The 25,139-nt window shown below is 60.2% G+C and carries 18 protein-coding genes; 9 read left to right on the top strand and 9 right to left on the bottom strand.

What is annotated here, in order from left to right:
- Nucleotides 1-37: 37 nt before the first annotated feature.
- From GF108_RS02640 to GF108_RS02630, 3 genes are all read left to right on the top strand, one after another.
- Nucleotides 38-1,312: a D-amino acid dehydrogenase gene (locus tag GF108_RS02640; RefSeq protein ID WP_153666762.1), complete on the top strand. Its 1,275-nt coding sequence runs from the start codon at nucleotides 38-40 to the stop codon at nucleotides 1,310-1,312.
- A gap of 284 nt (nucleotides 1,313-1,596) precedes the next feature.
- Entirely contained in the window at nucleotides 1,597-3,525 is a 1,929-nt protein-coding gene (locus GF108_RS02635; RefSeq protein ID WP_153666761.1) for an autotransporter assembly complex family protein, read from the top strand.
- Nucleotides 3,522-8,126 carry a translocation/assembly module TamB domain-containing protein gene (locus GF108_RS02630; RefSeq protein ID WP_153666760.1) on the top strand — a complete coding sequence of 1,535 codons (4,605 nt, stop codon included), beginning with the start codon at nucleotides 3,522-3,524 and terminating at the stop codon, nucleotides 8,124-8,126. The genes GF108_RS02635 and GF108_RS02630 overlap by 4 nt, the downstream gene beginning before the upstream one ends.
- Before the next feature lie 437 nt (nucleotides 8,127-8,563).
- Here GF108_RS02630 and GF108_RS02625 read toward each other — a convergent pair whose 3' ends face one another.
- The 9 genes from GF108_RS02625 to denD form a co-directional block, all read right to left on the bottom strand.
- A complete protein-coding gene (locus GF108_RS02625) occupies nucleotides 8,564-9,403 on the bottom strand; it encodes a fumarylacetoacetate hydrolase family protein (RefSeq protein ID WP_153666759.1) in 840 nt (279 codons plus the stop codon).
- Between the two features lie 28 nt (nucleotides 9,404-9,431).
- Entirely contained in the window at nucleotides 9,432-10,184 is a 753-nt protein-coding gene (locus GF108_RS02620) for an SDR family NAD(P)-dependent oxidoreductase (RefSeq protein WP_153666758.1), read from the bottom strand.
- An 18-nt stretch (nucleotides 10,185-10,202) separates the two neighbouring features.
- Complete coding sequence (locus tag GF108_RS02615) at nucleotides 10,203-12,005, bottom strand: IlvD/Edd family dehydratase (RefSeq protein WP_153666757.1); 1,803 nt, start codon at nucleotides 12,003-12,005, stop codon at nucleotides 10,203-10,205.
- A 21-nt stretch (nucleotides 12,006-12,026) separates the two neighbouring features.
- The gene (locus GF108_RS02610; RefSeq protein ID WP_027230768.1) at nucleotides 12,027-12,926 is read right to left on the bottom strand and encodes a carbohydrate ABC transporter permease; all 900 of its coding nucleotides are present in this window, start codon (nucleotides 12,924-12,926) and stop codon (nucleotides 12,027-12,029) included.
- 22 nt (nucleotides 12,927-12,948) lie between these two features.
- On the bottom strand, nucleotides 12,949-13,875 hold the full coding sequence (locus tag GF108_RS02605; protein ID WP_370462090.1) for a carbohydrate ABC transporter permease: 927 nt from the start codon (nucleotides 13,873-13,875) through the stop codon (nucleotides 12,949-12,951).
- 81 nt (nucleotides 13,876-13,956) lie between these two features.
- The gene (locus GF108_RS02600; RefSeq protein WP_153666756.1) at nucleotides 13,957-15,270 is read right to left on the bottom strand and encodes an ABC transporter substrate-binding protein; all 1,314 of its coding nucleotides are present in this window, start codon (nucleotides 15,268-15,270) and stop codon (nucleotides 13,957-13,959) included.
- Nucleotides 15,271-15,385: 115 nt separating this feature from the next.
- A complete protein-coding gene (locus GF108_RS02595) occupies nucleotides 15,386-16,450 on the bottom strand; it encodes an ABC transporter ATP-binding protein (protein WP_091920511.1) in 1,065 nt (354 codons plus the stop codon).
- 64 nt (nucleotides 16,451-16,514) lie between these two features.
- Nucleotides 16,515-17,291: an SDR family oxidoreductase gene (locus GF108_RS02590; protein ID WP_153666755.1), complete on the bottom strand. Its 777-nt coding sequence runs from the start codon at nucleotides 17,289-17,291 to the stop codon at nucleotides 16,515-16,517.
- Nucleotides 17,292-17,294: 3 nt separating this feature from the next.
- The gene (gene denD / locus GF108_RS02585) at nucleotides 17,295-18,278 is read right to left on the bottom strand and encodes a D-erythronate dehydrogenase (RefSeq protein ID WP_153666754.1); all 984 of its coding nucleotides are present in this window, start codon (nucleotides 18,276-18,278) and stop codon (nucleotides 17,295-17,297) included.
- Between the two features lie 152 nt (nucleotides 18,279-18,430).
- Between denD and GF108_RS02580 the strand changes: the two genes are divergently transcribed.
- The 6 genes from GF108_RS02580 (at nucleotide 18,431) to GF108_RS02555 (ending at nucleotide 25,138) form a co-directional block, all read left to right on the top strand.
- A complete protein-coding gene (locus tag GF108_RS02580; protein ID WP_153666753.1) occupies nucleotides 18,431-19,456 on the top strand; it encodes a LacI family DNA-binding transcriptional regulator in 1,026 nt (341 codons plus the stop codon).
- A gap of 92 nt (nucleotides 19,457-19,548) precedes the next feature.
- Nucleotides 19,549-20,313, top strand: a complete 765-nt coding sequence (locus GF108_RS02575) for a DeoR/GlpR family DNA-binding transcription regulator (RefSeq protein WP_027230761.1) — start codon at nucleotides 19,549-19,551, stop codon at nucleotides 20,311-20,313.
- Nucleotides 20,314-20,386: 73 nt separating this feature from the next.
- Nucleotides 20,387-21,976: a glycerol-3-phosphate dehydrogenase gene (gene glpD, locus GF108_RS02570; protein WP_153666752.1), complete on the top strand. Its 1,590-nt coding sequence runs from the start codon at nucleotides 20,387-20,389 to the stop codon at nucleotides 21,974-21,976.
- A 78-nt stretch (nucleotides 21,977-22,054) separates the two neighbouring features.
- Nucleotides 22,055-23,137 (top strand): ABC transporter ATP-binding protein, encoded by a 1,083-nt coding sequence (locus tag GF108_RS02565; RefSeq protein WP_153666751.1) that lies wholly within the window; start codon nucleotides 22,055-22,057, stop codon nucleotides 23,135-23,137.
- Between the two features lie 9 nt (nucleotides 23,138-23,146).
- Nucleotides 23,147-24,211, top strand: a complete 1,065-nt coding sequence (locus tag GF108_RS02560; protein WP_153666750.1) for an ABC transporter ATP-binding protein — start codon at nucleotides 23,147-23,149, stop codon at nucleotides 24,209-24,211.
- Nucleotides 24,212-24,271: 60 nt separating this feature from the next.
- Nucleotides 24,272-25,138 (top strand): carbohydrate ABC transporter permease, encoded by an 867-nt coding sequence (locus GF108_RS02555; protein ID WP_153666749.1) that lies wholly within the window; start codon nucleotides 24,272-24,274, stop codon nucleotides 25,136-25,138.
- Nucleotide 25,139 lies beyond the last annotated feature (1 nt).

Here is a 25,139-nt window from a genome sequence, read left to right as displayed (position 1 = left end):
GAAACGGGAACCATTTGTGCTGAAGGACTAAACTGCCATGACCTCGATCGCCATTATCGGCGCTGGTATCACCGGCGTCACCACCGCCTATGCGCTTGCCCGCCAGGGGCACACCGTTACCGTTTTCGACCGCAACCGCTATGCCGCGATGGAGACGTCGTTTGCCAATGGCGGCCAGCTTTCGGCGTCGAACGCCGAAGTCTGGAACAGTTGGGGCACCGTGCTCAAGGGCATGAAGTGGATGCTGCGCAAGGATGCGCCGCTGCTCATGAATCCCAAGCCATCGTGGCACAAATATTCGTGGATGGCGGAGTTCGTCATGAACATTCCGCACTATGAGAAGAACACGATAGCGACAACCAGGCTCGCCATCGAGGCGCGCAAGCGCATGTTCGAAATCGCTGCCGAAGAGAAGATCGATTTCGACCTCGAGAAGCGCGGCATCCTGCATATCTATCGTTCGAAATATGGTTACGACCATGCCGTCAAGGTCAACAAGCTGCTCGAAGCAGGGGGCCTAGACCGCCGCTCGGTCACGAACGAAGAAATTCACCACATCGAACCAGCGCTCGACGGCACGTTCTATGGCGGCTTTTTTACGCCCTCGGATTCGACGGGCGACATCCACAAGTTCACCCGGGGCCTTGCCGAAGCATCGACGCGCCGTGGCGTTCGCTTCGTAGGTGACGCCAATGTGCAGACCCTCAGGCATGGGAAGGATGGCATCGTTGTTGTCTGGAACAGCGCCTCACAGGCGCTTTCGCCGGTCGAGAGCGAGCGCTTCGATGCGATCGTCATCTGTGCCGGCATTGCCAGCCGCAAATTTGCCGCGCAGCTTGGCGACAGGGTCAACATCTATCCGGTCAAGGGATACTCGATCACCATCAACCTCGGCGACGAGGCAAGCCGTACGGCAGCGCCGTGGGTCAGTTTGCTCGATGACGATGCCAAGATCGTCACCAGCCGCCTCGGTGCGGGACGGCTGCGTGTCGCCGGCACCGCCGAGTACAATGGCGAAAACCGTGACATCCGTCATGACCGTGTCAAGCCGCTGGTCGATTGGAGCCGCGATCTCTTCCCGGACATGGATACGTCGAATGTGGTGCCGTGGGCTGGCCTTCGCCCGATGATGCCGAACATGCTGCCGCGCGTCGGCAGCGGCAAGCGGCCGGGTGTCTTCTACAATACGGGACATGGCCATCTTGGCTGGACGCTCTCGGCTGCAACTGCGGAGATCGTTGCCGGTCATATCAGCGCGGCGATGCCCGCGGAAAGAGCCGGGCAATCGGAGTGGCTGGCCGCCGCGGAATAATTGAACTGGAGAAGCGCCGGCCTTACCGGCGCTTCGTCGTTTTCAAGCCGGTCTGTTGCATTGCTCTAACAAAAAGTGATCTCAAGCCGGCGGGGTTCTGTGGCGATATGGCCACAAGATAACCCCTAGCCGACCAGGGCGTGGTCTTAGCGGGTTGGCCCACCCTGACCGGCATGTTATCAATTTCTTAAGCTCAGGAGAGGATTTTTAACAATCCGTGGGGATGTGTCTCCATGCCTGCGGCGTAATGTGTGTCATTTTTTGAGTAAGGATTTTGCTGGTTGATGGAATTGAGGCGCCCACAGGCCAAGCTTTTCGGCGCCGCTTTGCTGGCCTTCACCGCGCTTGTTTCGCCGGCGCAGGCGTTTGACCTCTTCGGCATTCATCTTTGGGGCGAGCGCAAGACCGATGACACGGATGCTGTCATTGCCGACCCCCACCGTTACAGCGTCGAAAATGCGCAAGGCGAGGACAAGGCGACAACCAAGCTCGTCGCGGGTGCATCGAGCCTTGTCGAGGATGACGATAAGCCTGCCTCCGGCGCGGCGGGCCTGATCGCCAAGGCACGGGGAGACTACCGCCGCATTCTGGGCGCGCTTTATGCCGATGGCCGCTATGGCGGCACGATCAGCATCAAGATCGACGGCCGGGAGGCCGCGGATATTCCACCCGATGCCGATTTGCCCAATCCTTCCACGGTCGTGATCGCCGTCGATCCGGGACCGCAATTCCTGTTTGCATCGACGCGCATAAAGAATATGGCGCCGCCGCCTATCGACCCCAAGGACGTCGTTGACAGGCCCGAAGATCAAGGCTTCGCACCAGGCGATGTTGCGACATCGACGGCGATCCTGAAGGCGGAACGCCTTGCGGTTGACGCATGGCGCGAACAGGGCCACCCCAAGGCAAGGATCGTATCGCGCGACGTCGTCGCCAATCACGATGACAACAGGATCGATGCCACCATTGATGTCGAGCCCGATCGCCGCGCCGCCTTCGGTCCTGTGACCGTAAGAGGTACCGAACGGATGGATCCGGAGTTCGTGGCCTTCATCACCGGATTGCAGCCGGGGGTGGAGTATGATCCGGACGAAATCGAGCGCGCCAAGAAGCGGCTCTCCCGTCTTGAAGTGTTCCGTTCCGCCCGCATTGAAGAAGCCGACGCGATCACACCGAACGGGCTGCTGCCGATCACCGTCGCCGTGCAGGAACAGAAGCTGCGCCGGTTCGGCCTCGGCGGCAGCTATTCAACGCTCGACGGCGCCGGTTTCGAGGCCTATTGGCTGCACCGCAATCTCTTCGGTCACGCCGAACGATTGCGCTTCGATGCGAAGATCGGCGGCATTGGTGGCCAGTCGTTCAATCCGCAGGATTATAATTATCTTCTTGGCGTGACCTTCACCAAGCCGGGCGTTTTCAATCCGGATACTGATTTCGTCACGTCGCTCATCGGCGAGCGCCAGGTCCTCGATGCCTATACGCAGACGTCGATTACGGCGCAGGGTGGGTTCACGCGGATTTTCTCCGATGAACTGACCGGCAAGATCATGGCCAACGTCGCGAAATCGCGCTTCGACGACGACTTTTTCGGCAAGCGTGATTTTCTGACGGCGGGCTTTATCGGTGGGCTTACCTATGACAGCCGTGACAACAAGGTCGATCCTTCGAAGGGACATTACCTCGAAGGCCTGATCACGCCCTTCTACGAGTTCGAGTACGGCAATTTCGCCAGCAAGTTCACCGCTGAAGGCCGCACTTACTACAGTTTCGATGCCGACAAGCGCTTCATCCTGGCCGGCCGCTTGAAGCTCGGCAGTATTGTTGGAGCCGACATCGCCGAATTGCCGCCAGACCAATTGTTTTTTGCCGGCGGCGGCGGCTCGATTCGCGGCTATGCTTATCGCAATGTCGGCGTGAACGTGACCCGCGACGGCGAGGATTTCGTCATTGGCGGGCGCTCGCTCGTCGAAAGCTCGGTTGAAGCGCGGGTGCGCATGACGGATACGATCGGTGTCGTCGGCTTCGTCGATGCGGGCTATGTCGGCGAACAGTCCTATCCGGACTTTTCCGAACAACTCCGTGTCGGCGTTGGCGCCGGCTTGCGCTACAATACCGGCCTTGGCCCGATCCGCCTCGACTTTGCGGTACCGCTCGACCGCACCCACGACGATCCAGATTTTGCTCTCTATGTTGGCATAGGACAAGCGTTTTGACCCGGTTCCTCGTAAGCGTCTTCCTGCTGCTTTTTGCAGCCCCGGCCTTGGCGCAGGATAGCGCCGAGGCGGAGAAATCCTACTTCCTGAGCTTCGTTCAGAACCAGCTTTCGACCCCCAACCGGCAGATCGTCATTTCGGACATCCAGGGCGTGCTTTCCTCCGAAGCGAGCATCGGCAGCATAACGGTGGCGGACCGCGAGGGCGTCTGGCTCAAGATCACCAATGCCCGCATTGTCTGGAGCCGCCTTGCGCTTCTGAGAGGCCGGCTCGATATCAACACGCTTGCTGCCGATCGTATCGACGTCTTTCGCAAGCCGCTTCCCGACGACAGCTTGCCTTCGCCGGAAGCCAAGGGTTTCAGTCTGCCGGAACTCCCGCTTGCCGTCATTCTCCAGGATTTGCAGGTTGCGCGCATTGCCTTTGGCGACGGTGTATTCGGCCTCCGGTCGGAAATCTCCATCGCAGGCAACCTGAAGCTTGAAAGCGGATCGCTTGATACGACGCTTGCCGTCAAACGCCTGGATGGGCCCGGCGGCGAGTTCAACATCAAGGCGGCTTATGCAAATCAGAGCCAGCAGCTCGACCTCGATCTGACCTTGAATGAGCCGCAGAACGGCATCGTTGCCAATCTTCTCAATATTGAAGGCAGGCCCCCCGTGGCGCTGGCGCTGAAGGGATCGGGCCCGGTAAGCGACCTTGCCCTGCAGTTGACCCTCGACGCTGCCGGCAAGCGCGTTCTCACCGGCGATACAAAATTCGACCGCCAGCCAGATGGCCTCGCCTTCAAGGCAACGATGAACGGCGAAATCGCCACGCTGGTGCCGCCTATCTTCCGCGATTTCTTCGGCAACGAGACCGCACTCGTCGTCAATGGCGTCGCCCGTGACGGCGGCGGTGTCGCGCTCGATCAACTCAGCATCAGGAGCAATTCGCTCACGCTCAACGCCACTGGCGATACGACCGACGATCTCTTCCCGCGCCGCCTGAAGATCGATGGCACGATTGCCGATCCGTCCGGCAAAAAGGTGATCCTCCCGGTCAAAGGCGGGCAGACCACCGTCGACAAGGCCGTGCTTGCCGTCTCGTTTGGCGCCAGCGCCACCAACGACTGGACGAGCAGCATCGAGATCACCAATCTGACGACGGAGAGCTTTGCTGCCCGTAACGTCAATCTTCTTGGCAAGGGCATTGCCGAGAATCTCGACAGCCCGACCGCTCGGTCGCTCACCTTTGACGTAACGGGCGACGTTTCCGGCATTACCGCGACGCGCGCCGATGTTGCCGAAGCGCTCGGCGACAAGGTCCAACTCAAGATCAATGGCGACTGGAAGGCAGGTACCCCTGTCAACCTCAGCCAGGCTCTCATCGCGGCGAACGGGTTCAGCGCTGGCCTTGAAGGCACGATCCAGAATTTCGCTTACCAGGGCGATATTCTGGTCAAGGCATCGAGCCTTGCACCGTTCTCCGCCCTTGCCGGGCGCGACCTTGCCGGCTCGCTCGACCTCAAGGCCAATGGCTTGATCGAAATGCTGAAGGGCGGGTTCGATCTCATGCTCGACGGGCGGGCAACTGGCATGAAGCTCGGCATCGACGCTGCCGACAAGGTGCTTGCCGGCGAGACGCGCCTTACCGGCGGTCTTGCCCGCGGCGAAGCCGGTCTTAGCGCCAGGAACTTCCGCGTCGAGAATCCACAAACGCTTCTCACGGCTAACGGAACCTTCGCGACTGGCGCAGCGAACTTCGATTTCGGCCTCGATCTGAGCGATCTCGCCCTGCTTTCCGAAAAGGCGAAGGGCGCTCTCAAGGTGAAGGGCAGCGCACGCGGCCAGGACAATATCATAGCGCTCGCCTTCAATGCCGGCGTGCCGCAAGGCGCACTCTCGGGGCGCAAGCTGACCGATGGGGCCCTGACCTTCAATGGCACGCTGTTCAATGGCAATGTCGACGGCAGGGTTTCCGGTCTCGCCTTCCTCGACGACAAGCGGGCAGACCTCAGCACGAATATCGCAATCCGTGCTGACGAGAAGCGCTTGAGCGATATCCAGTTCATCGCCGGCGGGACACGGCTGCGCGGCGACGTCACGCAGAACCCAAAAGGGCTGCTGCAGGGTAATTTTACCCTTGCTTCGACGGATCTTTCGACGGCGGCGGCCCTGTTCCTCGTCAACGCCACCGGTAAGGCGGATGCAACGATTGCGCTTACCCACGATGACGAGAAACAGAATGTCGAGGTAAAGGGGCAGGTAAACGGTCTGAAGGCCAATGACATCCGTGTCGGCAAGGCAGCGATTGCCCTGACGGCGCAGGACATTTTCAAAGTTCCTTCAGCCAATGGTTCGGTGACTGCGACCGATGTATCGGCGGCCGGCATCGACATCACCGTGGCCGAAGCGCGCGCCATGCAGTCGGGTAGAACGACCAATTTCGTAGTTGGCGCAAGCCTCGCCAACAGCGCGCACATCGCCACGACCGGCGCACTGCAACCCACGGACAACGGTTTCCTGTTGTCGCTTGCCAAGGCTGAGCTCACGCGCGGCGACGTTGCCGCGAGGCTGACCGCACCGGCCGCGATCAATGTTGCTGGCAGCAATATTTCCTTTGGCGATATCCTGCTCGATATTGACGGGGGCAAGGTCACCGTCAGCGGTGATGTTGCCGAAACGCTGAGCTTGACCGTCGCCGCCCAGCGATTGCCGCTCAGCATCGCCAATCTGATCAAGCCCGACCTTGGGCTCGGTGGCGAGATCAACGGCCAGGCCCGGATCAGCGGCACACGCCAGAAACCCGATGTAAATTTCGATGTGCAGGCACGCGGCATCACTGCTGCCGCGTTGAAGCAGGCGGGTGTCGACGCCGTCAATGTCGATGCCAAGGGGACCTCGACCACCGACCAGTTGAACGTCGACGCACATGTAACCGGCGCCGGCGGTATCGATGCGTCGGCAAAAGGGTCCGTTCCGCTTGCCGGTGGCCAGCTCGGCATTGATTTCAACCTGCGCAGCCTGCCGCTGCGGGCGCTCAACGGCGTCGTCAGGGACCAGAATCTTGGCGGCGATATCTCGGGCGGCGGCCGTGTCACCGGCACATTGAGCCGGCCCGATGTGGAGTTCAACCTGAAGGGTGCCGGCCTTACTGCACGTCCCCTGCAGGATAACGGACTGGCGCCATTGCAGCTTGCCGCCGCGGGCCGTTTTGCCAATAACGCGCTGAACCTCTCTTCCGCCAAGGTGGACGGGCCGCAAGGACTGACTGTATCGGCCGACGGCAATGTTCCGCTGTCCGGATCCGGTCTGGGCGTCAACGTCACCGGCCGGATACCGCTTTCGCTGGTCAATCGCTCCCTCGCCGAGCGCGGGACGCAGGCCAAGGGCACCATTGAAGTATCAGCCGCAGTTTCGGGAAGCTTCAGTCAGCCGCAGATTCGCGGCAACTTCTCCGCCAATGGCGCCGAGGTGCTCGACCCGCAGACGAATCTTCGGCTGCAACGCATTACGTTGCTTGGCGATATGGCGGGAACGACGGTGACCATTCGCACCTTCAACGCCGCGCTTTCGACCGGCGGCTCGATCAGCGCCAGCGGCACGATTTCAACGGACGCTGCAGCAAACTTCCCCGCCAATATCGATATCCGGCTGGATAAGGCGCGCTATGTCGACGACGACCTGCTCGTTGCGACCGTTACGGGCGCGCTTACGGTCCGCGGTCCGCTCACCCGCGATCCGGTGATTGCCGGTAACATCGATGTCAATCGTGCCGAGATCACCGTGCCGGAAAACTTCGGCGGTTCTGCCGCAATGATCGATGTTCGCCACAAGGACCCGTCAAAGGCGGTGGTGAAAACGTTGCGCCGCGCCGGTGTCGATGGAACGCGGAAGGCTGGCGCATCCACGGCGCGGCCGAGCATCGTTCGTCTCGATATCAACGTGAACGCGCCGAACAAGATCTTCATTCGCGGTCGCGGTCTCGATGCCGAAATCGGCGGTTCGGTGCGCCTGACTGGTCCTGCCACCGATATCCAGCCGGTCGGCGCATTCGATCTTATCCGCGGCCGGCTTGGCATTCTTGGCCAGCGCATTACCTTTACCGAAGGCCAGGTCACGCTCGTCGGCGACCTCGACCCCGAAATAAACTTTGTTGCAACAACCCAAGGGTCGGACATTACCGTCAATGTCATGGTGAGGGGCCGGGTATCTGACCTGAAGATCACCTTCTCGTCGCAGCCGGAACTGCCGCAGGACGAGGTTCTTGCCCGTTTGATATTCAAGCGTTCGATCGGCGAATTGTCGCCGCTGCAGGTGGCGCGCCTCGCCGCTGCCGCGGCGGAACTCGCCGGCGGCCAGCGTTCGTCGCTGCTCGATAATCTGCGCAAGAGTACCGGCCTTGATGATCTTGACGTCATTACCGACGCCAAGGGCAATACTGGCGTGCGCGCAGGGCGCTATATCCGCGACAATGTCTACCTCGGTGTCGAGGCAGGTTCAGGTGGATCGAGCAAGGGTACGGTCAATCTCGACATCACGCCGAACCTGAAGGCGCGAGGCTCCGTCGGTGCCGACGGCGATTCGGGCGCAGGACTGTTCTACGAAAAGGACTATTGAGGGCTGGCCAGCCGGAGAGGACGGCGAGGCTGCCGTCGCGGGGTGAGTGTGGCGGCCGGGAAATCAAGAAACGCGTCCCGGCATCAGTTGCCACTTGAATGCAGTCGGGAATGGAGGCTGACAGGCTTTTCCGGGCTGCGAAGCTCCGCCAAACTAAGCGCCTGCCCTGACCGAGTCACCGCCAGCACCACTGCCGTTGCCATCCTTGCCCACAACGGTCAGCATCTTGCTCGTCCACAAACTTCCGCCATCCTCCCCACACGCTGCCGCCATCCTCGCCACCAGGTTGGCGTCATCCTCGCCCACCACACTGCCGGCATCCTCGGGCCCTTGTCTCCCGAGGATCCATGCCCCTGGCTGAGCCACGATGCAAAGAGCGGATCCTCAGGGACGAGAGCGCGAGGATCCAATGCGAAAAAAAGCGACGATCCGCCGGACTAACCCTGGACGACCTTCTGATGCTGTTCGCCGAGGCCTTCGATCCCGAGTGCGATCACGTCTCCGGCCTTGAGAAACACGTTCGGCTTCTGGCCGAGACCGACGCCGGGCGGTGTGCCGGTCGAAATGATGTCGCCCGGATGCAGGCTCATGAATTGCGACAGGTACGAGACGAGGTATTTGACGCCGTAGACCATCGTCGCCGAGGAACCGTCCTGGTAGCGGTGGCCGTTGACATCGAGCCACATCTTGAGGTTCTGCGGATCGGCGACTTCGTCCTTGGTGACGAGCCAGGGACCGGTCGGGCCGAATGTGTCGCAGCTCTTGCCCTTCGTCCACTGGCCCTGACGCTCGGCCTGGAACGCTCGCTCGGACACGTCGTTGATCAGGCAATAGCCGGCAACGTAATCGAGCGCCTCATCCTCACTCACATATTTCGCGTGCTTGCCGATGACGACGCCAAGCTCGACCTCCCAGTCGGTCTTTTCCGAGCCGCGCGGAATCTCGACATCGTCGTTCGGGCCGACGATCGCGGACGTCGCCTTCATGAAGATGATCGGTTCCGGCGGCACCTTGGCGCCGGTTTCGGCAGCGTGATCGGAATAGTTGAGACCGATGCAGATGAATTTACCGGTTCCCGCCACACAAGGGCCATAGCGGTCGGCCTCGACCAGCGGCAGCGAGGCCGGATCAATTGCGGCAAGCTTCTTCAAGCCTTCCGGTGATATGGCGTCGCCAGCGATATCCTTTACGTGGGCAGAAAGATCGCGGACCTTCCCGTCCTTGTCGACAAGGCCCGGCTTTTCCTGGCCCGCAGGACCATAGCGCAAGAGTTTCATGGGTTTACCTTTTCCTGGCTGGAGGGCGTCAATAGGTGGCGCGGCCACCCGAAATATCGAATACGGCGCCCGTGGTGAATGAGCATTCCTCGCTGGCGATCCATGTGATCAGCGAGGCAAGTTCGTCGACCTTGCCAAAACGCTGCATCGGGATCTTCGAAAGCATATAGTCGATGAAACTCGGTTGCAGTTGCTGGAGGATCGGCGTGTCGACCGTCGCTGGCGTGATCGCATTGACGGTAATGCCATCCTGGACCAGTTCCTTGCCAAGCGATTTGGTGAAACCGATCACAGCCGCCTTGGAAGCGCTGTAGGCGGAGGCATTGGGATTACCCTCTTTGCCGGCGATCGAGGCGACATTGACGATGCGACCATAGCCGTTCTTCTGCATGATCGGAACGACGAAGCGGTTGCAATAGAAGAGCCCGTTGACGTTGATGTCGAAGACACGCTTCCATGCGTCGATCGGATAATCGGCGACCTTGGCATTGGGACCGGTAATGCCGGCTGAGCAGATCAACACGTCAATCTTGCCGAACTTCTCTGCCGTCGCCTTTGCAGCCGCTTCCACTTCGTCCGGAGCCGAGACGTCAAGCCTGATGCCGTGGGCGCCATCACCGAGCGCCGCCCGGGCTTCTTCGATCTTGCCGTCGTCGACATCCCAAAGGCTGACCGTGCCGCCTTCCGAGACAATGCGCGCAGCCGTGGTCAAGCCGATGCCCGAAGCGCCGCCGGTAATGACCGCATGCCGCCCTTCATAGCGCCTTATTGCATTCGCCATGGTGTCCTCCCTGAACGCTCAGTGGTTGTCTCGCGGCAACCCCTTCGTCTGGGCAATGCGCTGGTAATTGACCGCAGGCTTCAGCACCATGCCTTCATCGAGCTGACCGACCATGCCGCGCTGGATTTCCTGCCAGGGCGTCTGGCTCGCCGGATATTTGTATCCGCCGGCGGCCTTCAGGTCGTCCTTGCGCTTCTGCAGTTCCTCGTCGTCGATTAAGATATCGGCCGTGCCCTTGAGGAGATCGATCCGTAGATGATCGCCGGAGCGTACCAGTGCGAGCCCGCCATTGACCGCGGCTTCCGGGGAAGCATTGAGGATGGATGGCGAGCCGGACGTTCCGGACTGGCGGCCATCGCCAAGACACGGAAGCGCGTGGATACCCTTCTTCAACAGATAGGCCGGTGGCTGCATGTTCACGACTTCAGCCGCTCCCGGATAGCCGATAGGCCCGGTACCGCGCATGATCAGGATGCTGTGCTCGTTGAGCGCGAGCTTCGGATCGTCGATGCGATGGTGATAGTCCTCGGGACCTTCGAATACCTCGGCGATGCCTTCGAAAGCTTCCGGATCATCCGGATTGGATAGATAGCGCTCACGAAATTCTTCCGAGATCACGCTGGTCTTCATGATGGCGCTATCGAAGAGATTGCCCTTGAGATTGATGAACCCGGCCTTCTTCTTGAGCGGCGCCTCGAACGGCTTGATCACGTCGGTATTCAGGTTCTCGGCATTCTCGCAATTGTTGCCGATGCTGTTGCCGTTGACGGTCAGCGCACCGGGATGCGGCAGCTTGCCCGCCTTCATCAGTTCGGCGACGACTGCCGGAACGCCCCCGGCCCTGTGATAGTCCTCGCCGAGATATTCACCGGCGGGCTGCAGGTTGACGAGCAGCGGAACGTCGTGGCCGAGTGTCTGCCAGTCGTCATTGTCGAGCGGAACGTCGAGGTGGCGGGCAATTGCGTTCAAGTGGATCGGGGCATTGGTGGAACCGCCGATGGCCGAGTTGATGACGATGGCATTCTCGAAAGCCTGACGCGTCATGATATCGGAGGGCTTCAGGTCCTCGCGCACCATTTCAACGATGCGTTTTCCGGTATCGTAGGAGATCTGGCCGCGCTCGCGATATGGCGCGGGAATTGCCGCACAACCGGGCAGTTCCATGCCGAGCGCCTCGGCGAGCGAGTTCATCGTGGTCGCCGTACCCATCGTATTGCAATAACCAACGGACGGCGCCGACGAGGCGACGATATCCATGAACTCGTTGTAGTCGATTTCGCCCTCGGCGAGCTTCTCGCGCGATTTCCAGACGATGGTTCCAGAGCCTGTGCGCTCGCCACGATGCCAGCCGTTGAGCATGGGGCCAACGGAGAGCGCAATCGCAGGAATGTTGACGGTTGCGGCGCCCATCAGCATGGCGGGCGTGGTCTTGTCGCAGCCGATGGTAAGGACGACGCCATCGAGCGGGTAGCCGAAAAGCACTTCGACGAGGCCGAGATAGGCGAGGTTGCGGTCGAGCGCAGCGCCCGGACGCTTACCGGTCTCCTGGATTGGATGCACCGGAAATTCAAAGGGAATGCCGCCGGCCGCAATGATGCCGTCGCGCACGCGCTTGGCGAGTTCGATATGGTGGCGGTTGCAAGGCGAAAGGTCGGAGCCGGTCTGGGCAATGCCAATGATCGGCTTGCCCGACTGCAGTTCCTCGCGGGTCAGGCCATAGTTCAAATAGCGTTCGAGATAGAGCGCGGTCATCCCCGGATTGTCGGGATTATCCCACCATTCCTGCGAACGGAGCTTTTTCGGGGTGCTGGACGTCGTCATTTTGAAAGAACTCCTGGTGAGTTACTCCTTGACCGCGCCGGTCATGGAGGAAACGTAATAGTCAACGAAGAACGAGTAGAGAATGACGACGGGCAGCGACCCGAAAAGGGCGCCCGCCATCAGTGATCCCCACTCGAAGACATCGCCTCGAACCAGCTCCGTCAGGACACCGACTGGGACAGTCTTGTTTTCCGAGGATTGGATGAAGGTGAGTGCATAGATGAACTCATTCCACGACAATGTGAAGGCAAAAATGCCCGCCGAGATCATTCCCGGCACCGCCAGCGGCAATATGACCCTGACGAGGATCTGCCAGCGGGACGCGCCATCGACGAGTGCGCTCTCTTCGAGCTCGAAGGGTATGGAGCGGAAATAGCCCATAAGCAGCCAGGTGCAGAAAGGAATGAGAAACGTCGGATAGGTGAAGATCAGCGCCCAGCGCGTGTCGTAGATGCCGAACTTGAAGACGATAACGGCAAGGGGAATGAAGAGGATCGAAGGCGGAACCAGGTAGGCGAGGAAGATCATCAGGCCGACCGAGCGTGACCCCGAAAACCGGATGCGTTCGATGGCATAGGCGGCGAAGACCGAAGCGGCGAGTGAAAGGAAGGTTGCGCATACGGAAATCACCACCGTGTTCCACAGCCAGCCTGGATAGGAGGTCTCGAACAAGAGGTACTTGATGTGGTCGAGCGTCGGGCCGACCACCCAGAACGGGCTGAAATTGCTGTAATCGGTCAGCTGCGAATTCGGCTTCACCGCCGTGATCGCCATCCAGTAGAACGGGAAAAGCAGCACGAAGACGAAGACCGCAAGCGGCAGGTACAGCACCACAATGCGTCGCGGCAGGCGATTGAGATAGCTCATGCCCTGCGCATCATCGGTAAGCGGCTGGGCGTTGCTCTGTTCGGTAATGCTCATGATGCTGTCCTCCTTGTTCCGCTCAATCCTGTCCGCCCTGTTGCCACTTGCGGCGCTGCAGGCCGAAGAAGCTGAACAGGATCGAAGCAAGCAGGAACGGGATCATGGCCACCGCAATCGCGGCTCCCTCGCCGAGCTGGCCGCCGGGGATGCCACGCTGGAACGACAGGGTCGCCATAAGGTGCGTGGCATTGACCGGTCCGCCCTTGGTCAGAACGTAGATCAGTTGGAAATCGGTGAACGTAAAGAGCACCGAGAAGGTCATCACCACCGCGATGATCGGCGTCAGCATGGGCAGTGTGATGAAGCGGAAACGCTGCCACGGCGTTGCCCCATCGAGCGAGGCTGCCTCATGCAGGGACTGCGGGATCGTCTGCAGGCCGGCAAGCAACGAGATGGCGACGAAGGGAATGCCGCGCCAGACATTGGCGGCGATCACGGAGGCGCGCGCATTGTTGGGCTCGCCGAGGAAGTTGATCGGGGTGTCGATCCAGCCGAGCTGCATGAGCGACCAGGATATGATCGAGAACTGCGCATCGTAGATCCACCAGAAGGCGAGGGCGGAAAGGACAGTCGGCACGACCCAGGGCAGAAGGATGATAGCCCGGAAGAACGACTTGAACGGCAGGTTCTCGTTGAGAATGAGCGCGAGCCACAGGCCGAGGATGAATTTCAGGATCGAGGCGAAGAGCGTGTAGAAGACGGTGTTGCTGACGGCCATCCAGAATACCGAGTCGCCCGCCAGCGCCTCGTAGTTTTCAAGGCCGATGAAGACGCCGTCGCGCCCGATCTTCGCATCGGTGAAGCCGAGCCAGACCCCGAGGCCGAGTGGATAGGTCAGAAAGCACAGGAGAAAGACCGCGGCAGGCAGCATGAACAGTGCGCCGATGGCGGTATTGCTGCGCGCGAAGGAGCGGAAGGCGGATTCCTGCTTTGCGGTTTGCGTCATTGTCATCGGAAGTCTCCGGTTTCCTCGTCAGCGCTGGAGGACCTTCCGCCGCGCGTTGGCGGCGGAAGATCGCTGTCATGCCTAAAGCGTGTAGTAGCGGTTGGCGCGCTTTTCCGCCTGGGCGATGGCGTCTTCCGGCGACATCTGGCCGGTTACGGCCGTCGCATACATGTCGACGAGCACGTAGTCGGCCATCACGCCGGCCGAAGCGGTTCCGAGCGGACCGGCATAGCCGTTCGGCCGCAGCGTCTCGGATGCCTTGGCATAGGCGGCATGGATCGGGTTCGATGTCCAAACCGGATTTGCTGCAAATTCCTTCAACGGCTGGCAGCAATAGGCACTGGCCCCCGTGATCCAGGCGTTCATATTGTCGGCCTGATACATGAACTGCAGATAGGCTTTTGCTGCTTCCGGATATTTGGTGTGCTTGAAGATCGAGATCGTCGAAGTCTGGTGCAACTCGACAGACTGTCCGACCGGACCGATCGGCAGGTTGACCGAGCGCATGTCGTCGGCAATCGCCTTCATGGCCGGATCCTTGATCGCGGCATAATACACCGAAACGCCGTTGGCGGTCAGCGATACCTGGCCGGCAAGGAATGCACGGTTGTTGTTGACGTCCTGCCAGCTTTCGGTGCCCGGAATGAAGGTTTTGTACAGCTCCTGCGCGTACTTGACCGATGCAAGCGTCTCGGGGCTGTTGATGACAACCTTGCCGCTCTCGTCGACCATCTTGCCGCCATGGCTCCATAGCAGCCAGTGAGCATAGTTGTTGCCGTCGCCGACGGCCTTGCCGTGCGGGAAGCCGGCGGGCGTTCCCTTGGCATGCAGGGCCTTGCAGAGCTCGAGGAAGCCCGCCGTGTCTTTCGGAAACTCGCTGAAACCCGCAGCCTTCATGTGGCTGTCGCGATAAACGACCGCGTTGCCGATGGCGCAGAGCGGCAGCGCGATGAACTTGCCATCGCGCTTGGCATAGCCTTCAAGACCCGGATACCAGCCACCATGCGCCGAGCCGAGATATTCGCCGAGCTCGGTCACGTCGACGAGCTTGTCAGGATATTGCTGCGGATCGTCGAACCAGCTCATGACCATGTCGGGACCGGAGCCGACATTGGCGGCGACAGCCGCCTTCGGGCGAACGTCTTCCCAGCTTTCCTTGTCGATGCGCACCTGAACGCCGGTGGCGTCGGTGAACTTCTTGGTGTTTGCGAGCCAGGCCGCCTCTTCGGCCGGAACGAACGGCACCCAGCGCAACAGACGCAGCTTGGCGCCTTCCTCCGGCTTGTATGCCGGCGCCGACTGGGCGAAGGCGGGGGTAAGGCCGAAGCGATTGAGCCCGGCAGCCGCGACGAGCCCTGCTGACGCGCCAAGAAGATGTCTTCTATTGATGGTCATTGATTCTCCTCCATGATTTAAGTCCTCTCCCGGAACGCTCCCACGTTCCCGGCAAATTGCATTCGGGGACAATTATGCACGGCGCCTGCTGCCCCGAACGGCAGGCAGCCGCTTGTCAAACCAGGCGCTGGCCCGTCTCCGCGTCGAACAGATACGTGGCTTCCGCATGGATGGAGAGCCCGATTGTCTCACCGGGCTTGGCGCTGACGCGCTGGTGAAAGACGCCGGTAATGTCATCGCCGCCAATACGCATGATCATCTGGGTTTCCGAGCCGGTCGGCTCGATGACCACAACCTCTGCCGGTATGCCACCGCTGCTGATAGTCATGTGTTCGGGGCGCAGACCATAGATCAACGCGCGTCCCTTGGCGCTCTCCGGCGCCTTCGCGACGGGGAGGACGATGCCCTTGTCGGTCACGAACTTCGCATTGTCGTTGGGATCGAGCTTGCCCTTGATCATGTTCATCGCCGGCGAGCCGATGAAGCTTGCCACAAACAGATTAGCCGGCTGATCGTAGAGTTCGAGCGGTGCACCGATCTGCTCGACGATACCGTCATGCATGACCACGATCTTGTCGGCCATGGTCATGGCTTCGATCTGGTCGTGCGTTACATAGACTGTCGTGGTCTTCAGGCGCTGGTGCAGTTCCTTGATTTCCGCCCGCATGGCAACGCGCAGCTTCGCGTCGAGGTTTGACAGGGGCTCATCGAAAAGAAAGACCTGCGGGTCGCGAACGATGGCGCGCCCCATCGCGACACGCTGGCGCTGGCCGCCCGAAAGCTGCCGCGGAAAACGTTCGAGAAGATGCGACAGGCCGAGAATTTCCGCAGCGGGCTTCACCCGCTTGTCGATCTCCGACTTCGGTGCGCCCTTAAGCTTGAGCGAGAAAGCCATATTGTCGGCAACCGTCATATGCGGATAGAGCGCATAATTCTGGAAGACCATGGCGATATCGCGCTCTTTCGGCGCGAGACCGTTGACGACCTGGCCGCCAATGCGGATTTCGCCGGCGGAGATGTTTTCAAGTCCCGCCAGCATGCGCAGCAATGTGGACTTGCCGCAGCCGGAGGGGCCGACAAGAATAACGAATTCGCCATCGGCAATCTCGATATCGACGCCCTTGATGACCGGGTGCGTCCCGAATGATTTTCGTACGTTGGCGAATTCAACCGATGCCATGCGTTCTCCTCCAAATATTGTCCCTGTGGCGGCGATTCTCCCGACCGCTGCCGTCGATTTTGTATTAGCCGCGTCCGACGAGCGGCATCTTCGTTGCCATGATCGTCATTGTCAGCACGTTTGCTTCCAGCGGCAGGCTCGCCATGTGCACGACTGCGTCGCCAATATGGTGGGCAGGGATCGTCGGCTCGCTTGCCGTCTCGCCGTTCGCCTGCAGGACGCCGCTGGACATTTTCGACGTCATTTCCGTGCCGGCATTGCCGATATCGATCTGCCCGCAGGCAATGTCGAACGGACGGCCATCGAGCGCGGTCGATTTGGTGAGACCCGTCACGGCGTGCTTTGTCGCAGTATAGGGCGCGGAATGCGGCCTGGGCGTCTGCGAAGAGATCGAGCCATTGTTGATGATACGTCCGCCGCGCGGCGTCTGCGCCTTCATCAGTTTCATGGCTTGCTGCGTGCAGAGGAACACGCCGGTCAGGTTTGCCCCGACAATGGCGCTCCAATGATCGAAAGTGAGTTCTTCCATCGGAATGTTCGGAACATTCACGCCGGCATTGTTGACGAGGAGATCGAGCCGTCCGAATTCCGATTGGATCGCATTGAAGAGCCCCGAAACCGATTGGGGATCGCTGACATCCGCCGCGATCGCCTTGACTTTGCCGCCTGTCTCGGCGGCGAGCGTCCTTGCCGTATCCTCAAGCACATCCTCGCGCCGCCCGCAGATGACAACCGTATAGCCGGCACCGAGAAGCGCTGCGGAAATTGCTCGGCCAACACCTGTGCCGCCGCCGGTGACGAGGGCAATCTTGCCCTTGCCGGATTGCTGATTGTAAGCCATGCCCTAAATGTTCCCGCCGAGTTCGTCTTCGATATGCGCCTTGATGATGTCATCGAAGGCGGTTTCAGCCTTGAAGCCTAATGCTGTGGCCCGTTTCGTATCGAAATCCGTGGCCCAGCCTGCAACGATCTTCTGGATTGTTGCATCCGGCTCGCGCCGGATCAACCTTACAGCTTTTTCCCCGGCAACGCGTTGCAGAGCCGCAATTTCCTCGCCTACCAGGGCGGAGAGGCCAGGCATGGAAAGATTGCGCCGGTCGCCGACTTTTTCGAGATCAAGGCTTGCAGCGTGAAGAAAGAACCCGACGGCGGAACGCGGGCTTGCGAACCAGTGGCGAACGCTTTCATCGACGGGCAATACCGCTTCCTGGCCGACAAGCGGTTCGCGCAGGATATTGGAAAAGAAGCCGGACGCCGCCTTGTTGGGCTTGCCCGGGCGGATGCAGATCGTCGGCAAGCGAATGCCTATGCCATCGAAGAAGCCGCGGCGGCTATAGTCGGAGAGCAGAAGTTCGCAAATCGCCTTCTGCGTGCCATAGCTCGTCAGCGGTGTCGTGAAGAACTCGTCGCCGATCTTTTCCGGGAAGGGCTGTCCAAAGACCGCGATGGACGAAGCAAAGACGACGCGTGGCTTGTAGGGCGACTTGGCGCTCTCGAGCCGGATCGCTTCGAACAACTGCCGGGTACCATCGAGGTTTACCTTGTAGCCTTTTTCGAAATCGGCTTCGGCTTCGCCCGAAACGATCGCAGCGAGATGAAAGATGAGGTCGGGGCGGCTCGCAATCAGTGATTCGGCGACGCCGGGTTCCGAAAGGTCGGCAGCACGCGAGGTCGAAATGCTTGCGAGCGAAGCTGGGGCATCAGGCTTGATGACATCGACGAGAATGAGCTTTTCAATGTCCCTGCCAAGCGCGCCCGGCTGCGATGCGATCTTGTCGAGCAATTTGCGGCCAACCATTCCGGCTGCACCGATGACCAGTACGTGCATGGGCAAGAATCCTCCGAAGGGCCTCTCCCAAGACCCGAAACACTTAACAATGACAGCGCTGTCATAAAGTTATGCACACTGACTAGCATTCATCAAGCGTTTTATGGTAGCGCTGTCATAAAATAAATTTCGTCAGCCGTCCGGATTGACACATGCCGCGCAAACGCAACGCTCATCGCAGCCCTGACCTGCCGACCCTGGCAGATGTCGCGCGCCTTGCCGGCGTCAGCGAAATCACGGCATCGCGCGTCGTTCGCGATCGTGGACCAATCGCCGATTCCACCCGCACGCGCGTCCTCACCGCGATCGCCGAACTCGGTTATATACCGAACCGCGCCGCCGGCAGCCTCGCCTCCGCCGGCTCGACACTGATGAGCGTGCTGCTGCCGTCCCTCTCCAACATCGTCTTTCCAGACGTGCTGCGCGGAATTCATTCGGCGCTGACACATACGGCCTACCAGCCCGTCATCGGCGTGACAGACTACGATCCGCTGATCGAAGAGCGCATCCTTCTGTCGTTTCTCGCCTGGCAGCCTGCGGCAGTGATCCTCGCGGGGTTGCACCATACCCCGACCGCGCGCCGTCACCTCGAACATGGACGCTTTCGCGTCGCCGAACTCATGGACATAGACGGCGACCCTGTCGATATCGCCGTCGGCATGTCACACCGGCAGGCTGGCTATGAAACCGGCCGCCATCTGGTTCAGCGCGGCTATCGCCGGTTCGGCTATGCCGGGCATAGCGTCGCCACGGACGATCGCGCCAGCGCCCGCTACGAAGGGCTTTGCACCTCTTTGCGCGAGGCCGGGCTTTCGCTGATTGCCGAGCACAGGCAGCCTGGTCCGAGTTCGACGAAGGCGGGGCGGGACTCGCTGGAAATTCTCCTTGGTGCCGAGCCTTCCCTCGACGTCGTGGTCTTTCCGAACGACGATATGGCGATGGGCGGCATTTTCCATTGCATGCACCGCGGGATCGCAGTCAGGGAAAAGCTCGGTATCTTTGGCTTCAACGGGCTCGACATAGGGCAGGCCATGCCGATGCCGCTTTCGACCATTCTGTCCCGGCGTTTTCTCATCGGGCTCACGGCGGCCGAGAAACTCATCGAAAGCCGTGAAAGGCCGCAGGAGAAGACGATCATCAACACCGGCTTCGACATTATCGAAGGCGCCACGGCCTGAAAAAGGCGCGGTTTCGCATTGGGCTCGATTGACATGTGATCGTTTTCGTTTTCGTATAATGCGCGAAAAAACGAAAATGAAAGTCTATGTCCATGTTCCTTTCCTCCCGGCACGCCGAAATCATCGAAATGGCCAAGGAACATGGGCGCGTCCTTGTTGACGATCTCGCGCTTCATTTCAATGTTACCCCGCAGACGATCCGTAAAGACTTGAACGACCTTTGCGACCAGCGCCTGCTCAACCGAATCCATGGTGGCGCTCTTTTTCCGTCGGGCATTCAGAACCTGGAATATGAATCGCGCCGCCTGATTGCCGCAGCGGAGAAGGAAGCAATCGGACGCGCCGCCGCCGGCCTGATACCTGACAATGCATCGCTCTTCGTCAATATCGGAACGACCACGGAAGCGGTTGGACAAGCCCTGCTTGATCGCAAGGGCCTCATGATAATTACCAATAATATCAACGTTGCCAATAAGTTGCGTGTCTACCCCGATATCGAGGTGGTCATCGCTGGCGGCGTCGTCCGGGGCTCGGATGGCGGCATTGTCGGTGAAGCGGCGGTCGATTTCATCCGCCAGTTCAAGGTGGATTTTGCCGTCATCGGCACCTCCGCCATCGATGCTGACGGCGCGCTTCTCGACTTCGATTTTCGCGAGGTGAAGGTGGCGCAAGCCATCATGGCGAATGCGCGTCATGTGATTCTCGTTTCCGACTCGACCAAGTTCGAGCGCACCGCGCCGGTCCGGATCGGGCATCTTTCGCAGGTCCACACCTTCATCACCGATCGCTGCGAGAGCGAGGCAATCCGCAGGATTTGCGCCGATGCCGACGTACGCCTGATTGAAACATCGGCTTGATTGCGGCTCTTGTGCGCGTCGAAGTTGCGCTATATAGTTCATTTCAGTTTCGTATTGCTTTCGTAATCGCCTCATGTATGTTTCGCAATTGCGAACAAATGGTGCGCTGCGAAATCATGGGTGGGGATTGCCGGGCTTGGCTGAACAGATCTACGATATCTTCGTGATCGGCGGTGGCATCAATGGATGCGGCATAGCCCGTGATGCCGTTGGCCGTGGTTTCTCGGTGTTCCTCGCCGAGATGAACGATCTTGCCAGCGGCACGTCCTCCGGTTCGACCAAGCTCATCCACGGCGGCCTGCGTTACCTCGAATATTACGAGTTCCGGCTCGTGCGGGAATCCCTGATGGAACGCGAAGTGCTTTGGGCCAACGCGCCGCATATCATATGGCCGATGCGTTTCGTCTTGCCGCACCATGCGGGCCTTCGCCCCGCCTGGTTGTTGCGGCTGGGCCTCTTCCTCTACGACCATATTGGCGGGCGCAAGAAGCTGCCGGCAACGCGCACGCTCGACATGACCCGCGACCCGGCAGCCAAGCCGCTCAAATCGCTTTATACGCGCGCCTTCGAATATTCGGATTGCTGGGTCAACGATGCACGCTTCGTTGCGCTCAATGCCCGCGATGCCGCGGATCGCGGCGCTGTCGTGCGCACCCGCACCCGCGTCGTCAGCGCCCGGCGCGACGCCGAGACTTGGACCTTGACCCTGAAGGACGGTTTGACCGGCGAGACGGAGGAGGTTCGCGCCCGTCTCGTCGTCAATGCCGCGGGGCCCTGGGTCGACGAGGTGTTGACCGGCGTCGTCGGTGCCAATGACGCGCACAATGTCCGGCTCGTGCAGGGCAGTCACATCGTCGTGCGCAAGAAGTTTGACGATCCGCGCGCCTATTTCTTCCAGAACACCGATGGCCGCATCATATTCGCCATTCCCTACGAGCAGGATTTTACCCTCATCGGCACCACCGACCAGGATTATCACGGCAATCCCGCCGAGGTTAAAATCAGCGACGCCGAGATCGATTATCTTTGCGCCGCGGCGAGCGAGTACTTCGTCGAACCGGTCAAGCGCGAACATGTCGTGTGGACCTATTCCGGCGTGCGGCCGCTTTATGACGATGGCGCGTCCAAGGCGCAGGAAGCGACCCGCGACTACGTCCTCAAGGCCGACACGGTGGAAGGCAAGGCGCCGCTTCTCAACATCTTTGGCGGCAAGATCACCACCTATCGCCGGCTGTCGGAACACATGCTGGAAAAGATCGAAGCGTTTCTCGGCAAGCGCGGCCAGCCCTGGACCGCTGCCGGCAAGCTGCCCGGGGGTGATTTTGCCGCGACGGCGTTCGATGCCGAATTGCAGAAACTGAAAACCGACTACCCCTTTCTTGAAGCGGCGCATGCGCGGCGGCTGTTCCGCCTTTACGGCACCAAGGCGCGCACGCTGCTTGGCAAGGCCACGTCGATCGAGGATCTGGGCAAGAATTTCGGTTCCGATCTCTACGAGGCCGAAGTACGCTACCAGATTGCACATGAATGGGCGGTCACGGCGCAGGACGTGCTGTGGCGCCGCACCAAGAAGGGTTTGCACCTGACTGCCGACGAGGCTGCCGCGCTCGACCGCTTCATGGAAGATGCGGTGGACCGGCGGCGCAGGCTGGCGGCCGAATAGACTGGAATGAAATCGGGCGATGGGACGGAGGGTCCACATCGCCGGGGCGGCAAGCGTCGCTCAAAGGGAGGACCACGAATGCTTGAATTGCGCGATGTATCGAAGGTGGTGGGCGGCAAGCCCCATCTCAGCGATATTTCGCTGACTTTGCAGCACGCCACACTGAACGTGCTCCTAGGGCCGACGCTGTCGGGCAAGACCAGCCTGATGCGCATTATGGCCGGCCTTGACGTGCCGACCTCGGGTTCGGTGTGGTTTGACGGCAAGGATGTGACGGGTATTCCGGTGCAAAAGCGCTCGGTTGCGATGGTCTATCAACAGTTCATCAATTATCCGGCCTTCACCGTCTATGAGAACATTGCCTCGCCGATGCGCGTTGCCGGTCTGGACGCCAAGACCATCGATCGCGAAGTGCGCAAGGCGGCCGAGCTGTTGAAGCTGACGCCATATCTCGACCGCACGCCGCTCAATCTTTCAGGCGGCCAGCAGCAGCGTACGGCGCTCGCGCGTGCCATCGTCAAGAATGCCAAGCTCGTGCTCCTTGATGAACCGCTGGCCAATCTCGACTACAAGCTGCGCGAGGAACTGCGCCAGGAACTGCCGAAGATTTTCGCGGAGTCGGGCACGATCTTTGTCTACGCGACAACCGAACCGCATGAGGCGCTCCTGCTTGGCGGAAATACGGCCACGCTGGCGCAAGGCCGCATCACTCAGTTCGGGCCGACCATCGATGTCTTCCGCCGCCCGGATGATTTGATCACCGCCCAGACTTTTGCCGACCCGCCGCTCAATACCATCGCGCTGGCAAAGTTCGGCAAGGCCTTCCAGCTCGAGGGCGGGGTGACACTGCCGGTGCCGCCGCATCTCGCGGATTTCGCCGACGGAACCTATACGATCGGTTTCCAGCCGCACCATATCGAGACGACGCGGGCTCATCCCGATGAGATCGCCTTGAAGGCAACGGTCACGGCGACAGAGATCACCGGATCTGAAAGCTTCGTGCACCTTTCCTTCGCCGATGCGCGCTGGACCATGCTGACCCATGGCATTCATATCTACGCACCCGATGAGCAGATCGACATTTTCATCGACCCACGCAACCTGATGATTTTTGACGCGGCCGGCAATTCCGTCACCCGCGGTCAGAAACGCGCGGCATAGGGGCTGGCCATGGCACGCATCGACCTCAATCATATTCGCCACGCCTACGTCCCCAACCCGAAGTCGGACAAGGATTATGCGCTGAAGGAAGTGCACCACAGCTGGGAGGACGGCGGCGCCTATGCCCTGCTCGGACCCTCCGGCTGCGGCAAGACCACCCTCCTCAACATTATCTCGGGCCTCCTCCATCCCTCGCATGGGCAATTGCTGTTCGATGGCGAGGACGTCACCAACCTTTCGACCCAGGAACGCAATATCGCCCAGGTGTTCCAGTTTCCGGTCATCTACGACACGATGACCGTATACGACAACCTCGCCTTTCCCCTGCGCAACCGCGGCGTTCCAGCAGCCGAAGTCGATCGCAAGGTCAAGGAAACGCTGGAGATGATCGATCTGGCGAGCTGGGCCAACAAGAAGGCGCGCGGCCTGACGGCGGACCAGAAGCAGAAGATTTCGCTGGGGCGGGGCCTTGTCCGCTCCGACGTCAATGCCATCCTTTTCGACGAGCCGCTCACGGTCATCGATCCGCACATGAAGTGGGTGCTGCGCTCGCAGCTGAAGGTACTGCACCAGCGCTTCGGCTATACCATGGTCTACGTCACCCACGACCAGACCGAAGCCCTCACATTCGCCCAGAAGGTGGTGGTCATGTATGACGGCGAGATCGTGCAGATCGGCACGCCGGAAGAATTGTTCGAGCGGCCGAAACATACTTTCGTCGGCTATTTCATCGGCTCTCCCGGCATGAATGTGATGCCGGTCGAGATCGAGGCCGGCGCGGCGCGCATTGGCGAGCATCAGATTCAACTGTCTTCGCCATCGGCTCCCATAGCAGGCAAGGTCGAACTCGGCATCCGCCCGGAATATGTGCGGCTCGGCCGCCTCGGCATGCCCGTTCAAATCGCCAAGGTCGAGGATATTGGCCGCCACAAGATCGTGCGCACCCGCCTCGGCACGCAGGAGATCGCCGTTATTGTCGGCGAGGGCCAGGAAATTCCGGCCGAACCGCACATCGCTTTCGATCCGAAGGGCATCAATATCTACGCCGATTCCTGGCGCGTGGGAGGGAACTGACAATGCATGGTATGACCTTTTGGTCCGCGACCCTCCACACACTGGCAGGAGGCAACAGCCATGGATAAGACCTGGAACAACAAGGCCTGGCTCATGGTGCTGCCGATGCTGTTGCTGGTGGCGTTTTCGGCCGTCATTCCGTTGATGACCGTCGTCAACTATTCGGTGCAGGATACATTCGGCAACAATCAGTTCTTCTGGGCCGGCACAGAATGGTACGAGGAAATCCTGCATTCGGACCGCTTTCACGCAGCGCTCGGTCGCAATCTCGTCTTCTCTTTCATAATCCTCGCCATCGAGGTGCCGCTCGGCATCGTTATCGCCCTCAACATGCCTCGCCGTGGCTGGGGCGTTCCCGTCTGCCTCGTCCTGATGGCGCTGCCGCTGCTCATTCCCTGGAATGTCGTCGGAACGATCTGGCAGGTCTTCGGCCGCAACGATATCGGCCTTCTCGGCCATACGCTGGAAAGCCTTGGTATTAAGTACAATTATGTGCAGAACCCGCTGCACGCCTGGTTCACGGTCATTATCATGGACGTGTGGCACTGGACGAGCCTCGTCGTACTCCTTTGCTATGCCGGTCTCGTCTCGATCCCCGATGCCTTCTACCAGGCTGCCAAGATCGATGGCGCGTCGCGCTGGGCGGTCTTCCGCTACATCCAGCTGCCGAAGATGAACCGCGTGCTGCTCATCGCCGTGCTCCTGCGCTTCATGGACAGTTTCATGATCTACACCGAGCCCTTCGTCGTCACCGGCGGCGGTCCCGGCAATTCCACGACATTCCTGTCGATTGACCTCGTCAAGATCGCCATTGGCCAGTTCGATCTGGGGCCGGCAGCAGCAATGTCGATCATCTACTTCCTGATCATCCTTCTCCTGTCATGGATATTCTATACCGTCATGACCAACTACGATGCGGAGCGCTGAC

The sequence above is a fragment of the Phyllobacterium sp. SYP-B3895 genome (assembly GCF_009647635.1).
GTDB classification, from domain to species: Bacteria; Pseudomonadota; Alphaproteobacteria; order Rhizobiales; family Rhizobiaceae; genus Phyllobacterium; species Phyllobacterium pellucidum.
The sequence above is the reverse complement of the archived record's forward strand: the minus strand, read 5'-3'. Positions and strand labels throughout refer to the sequence as shown.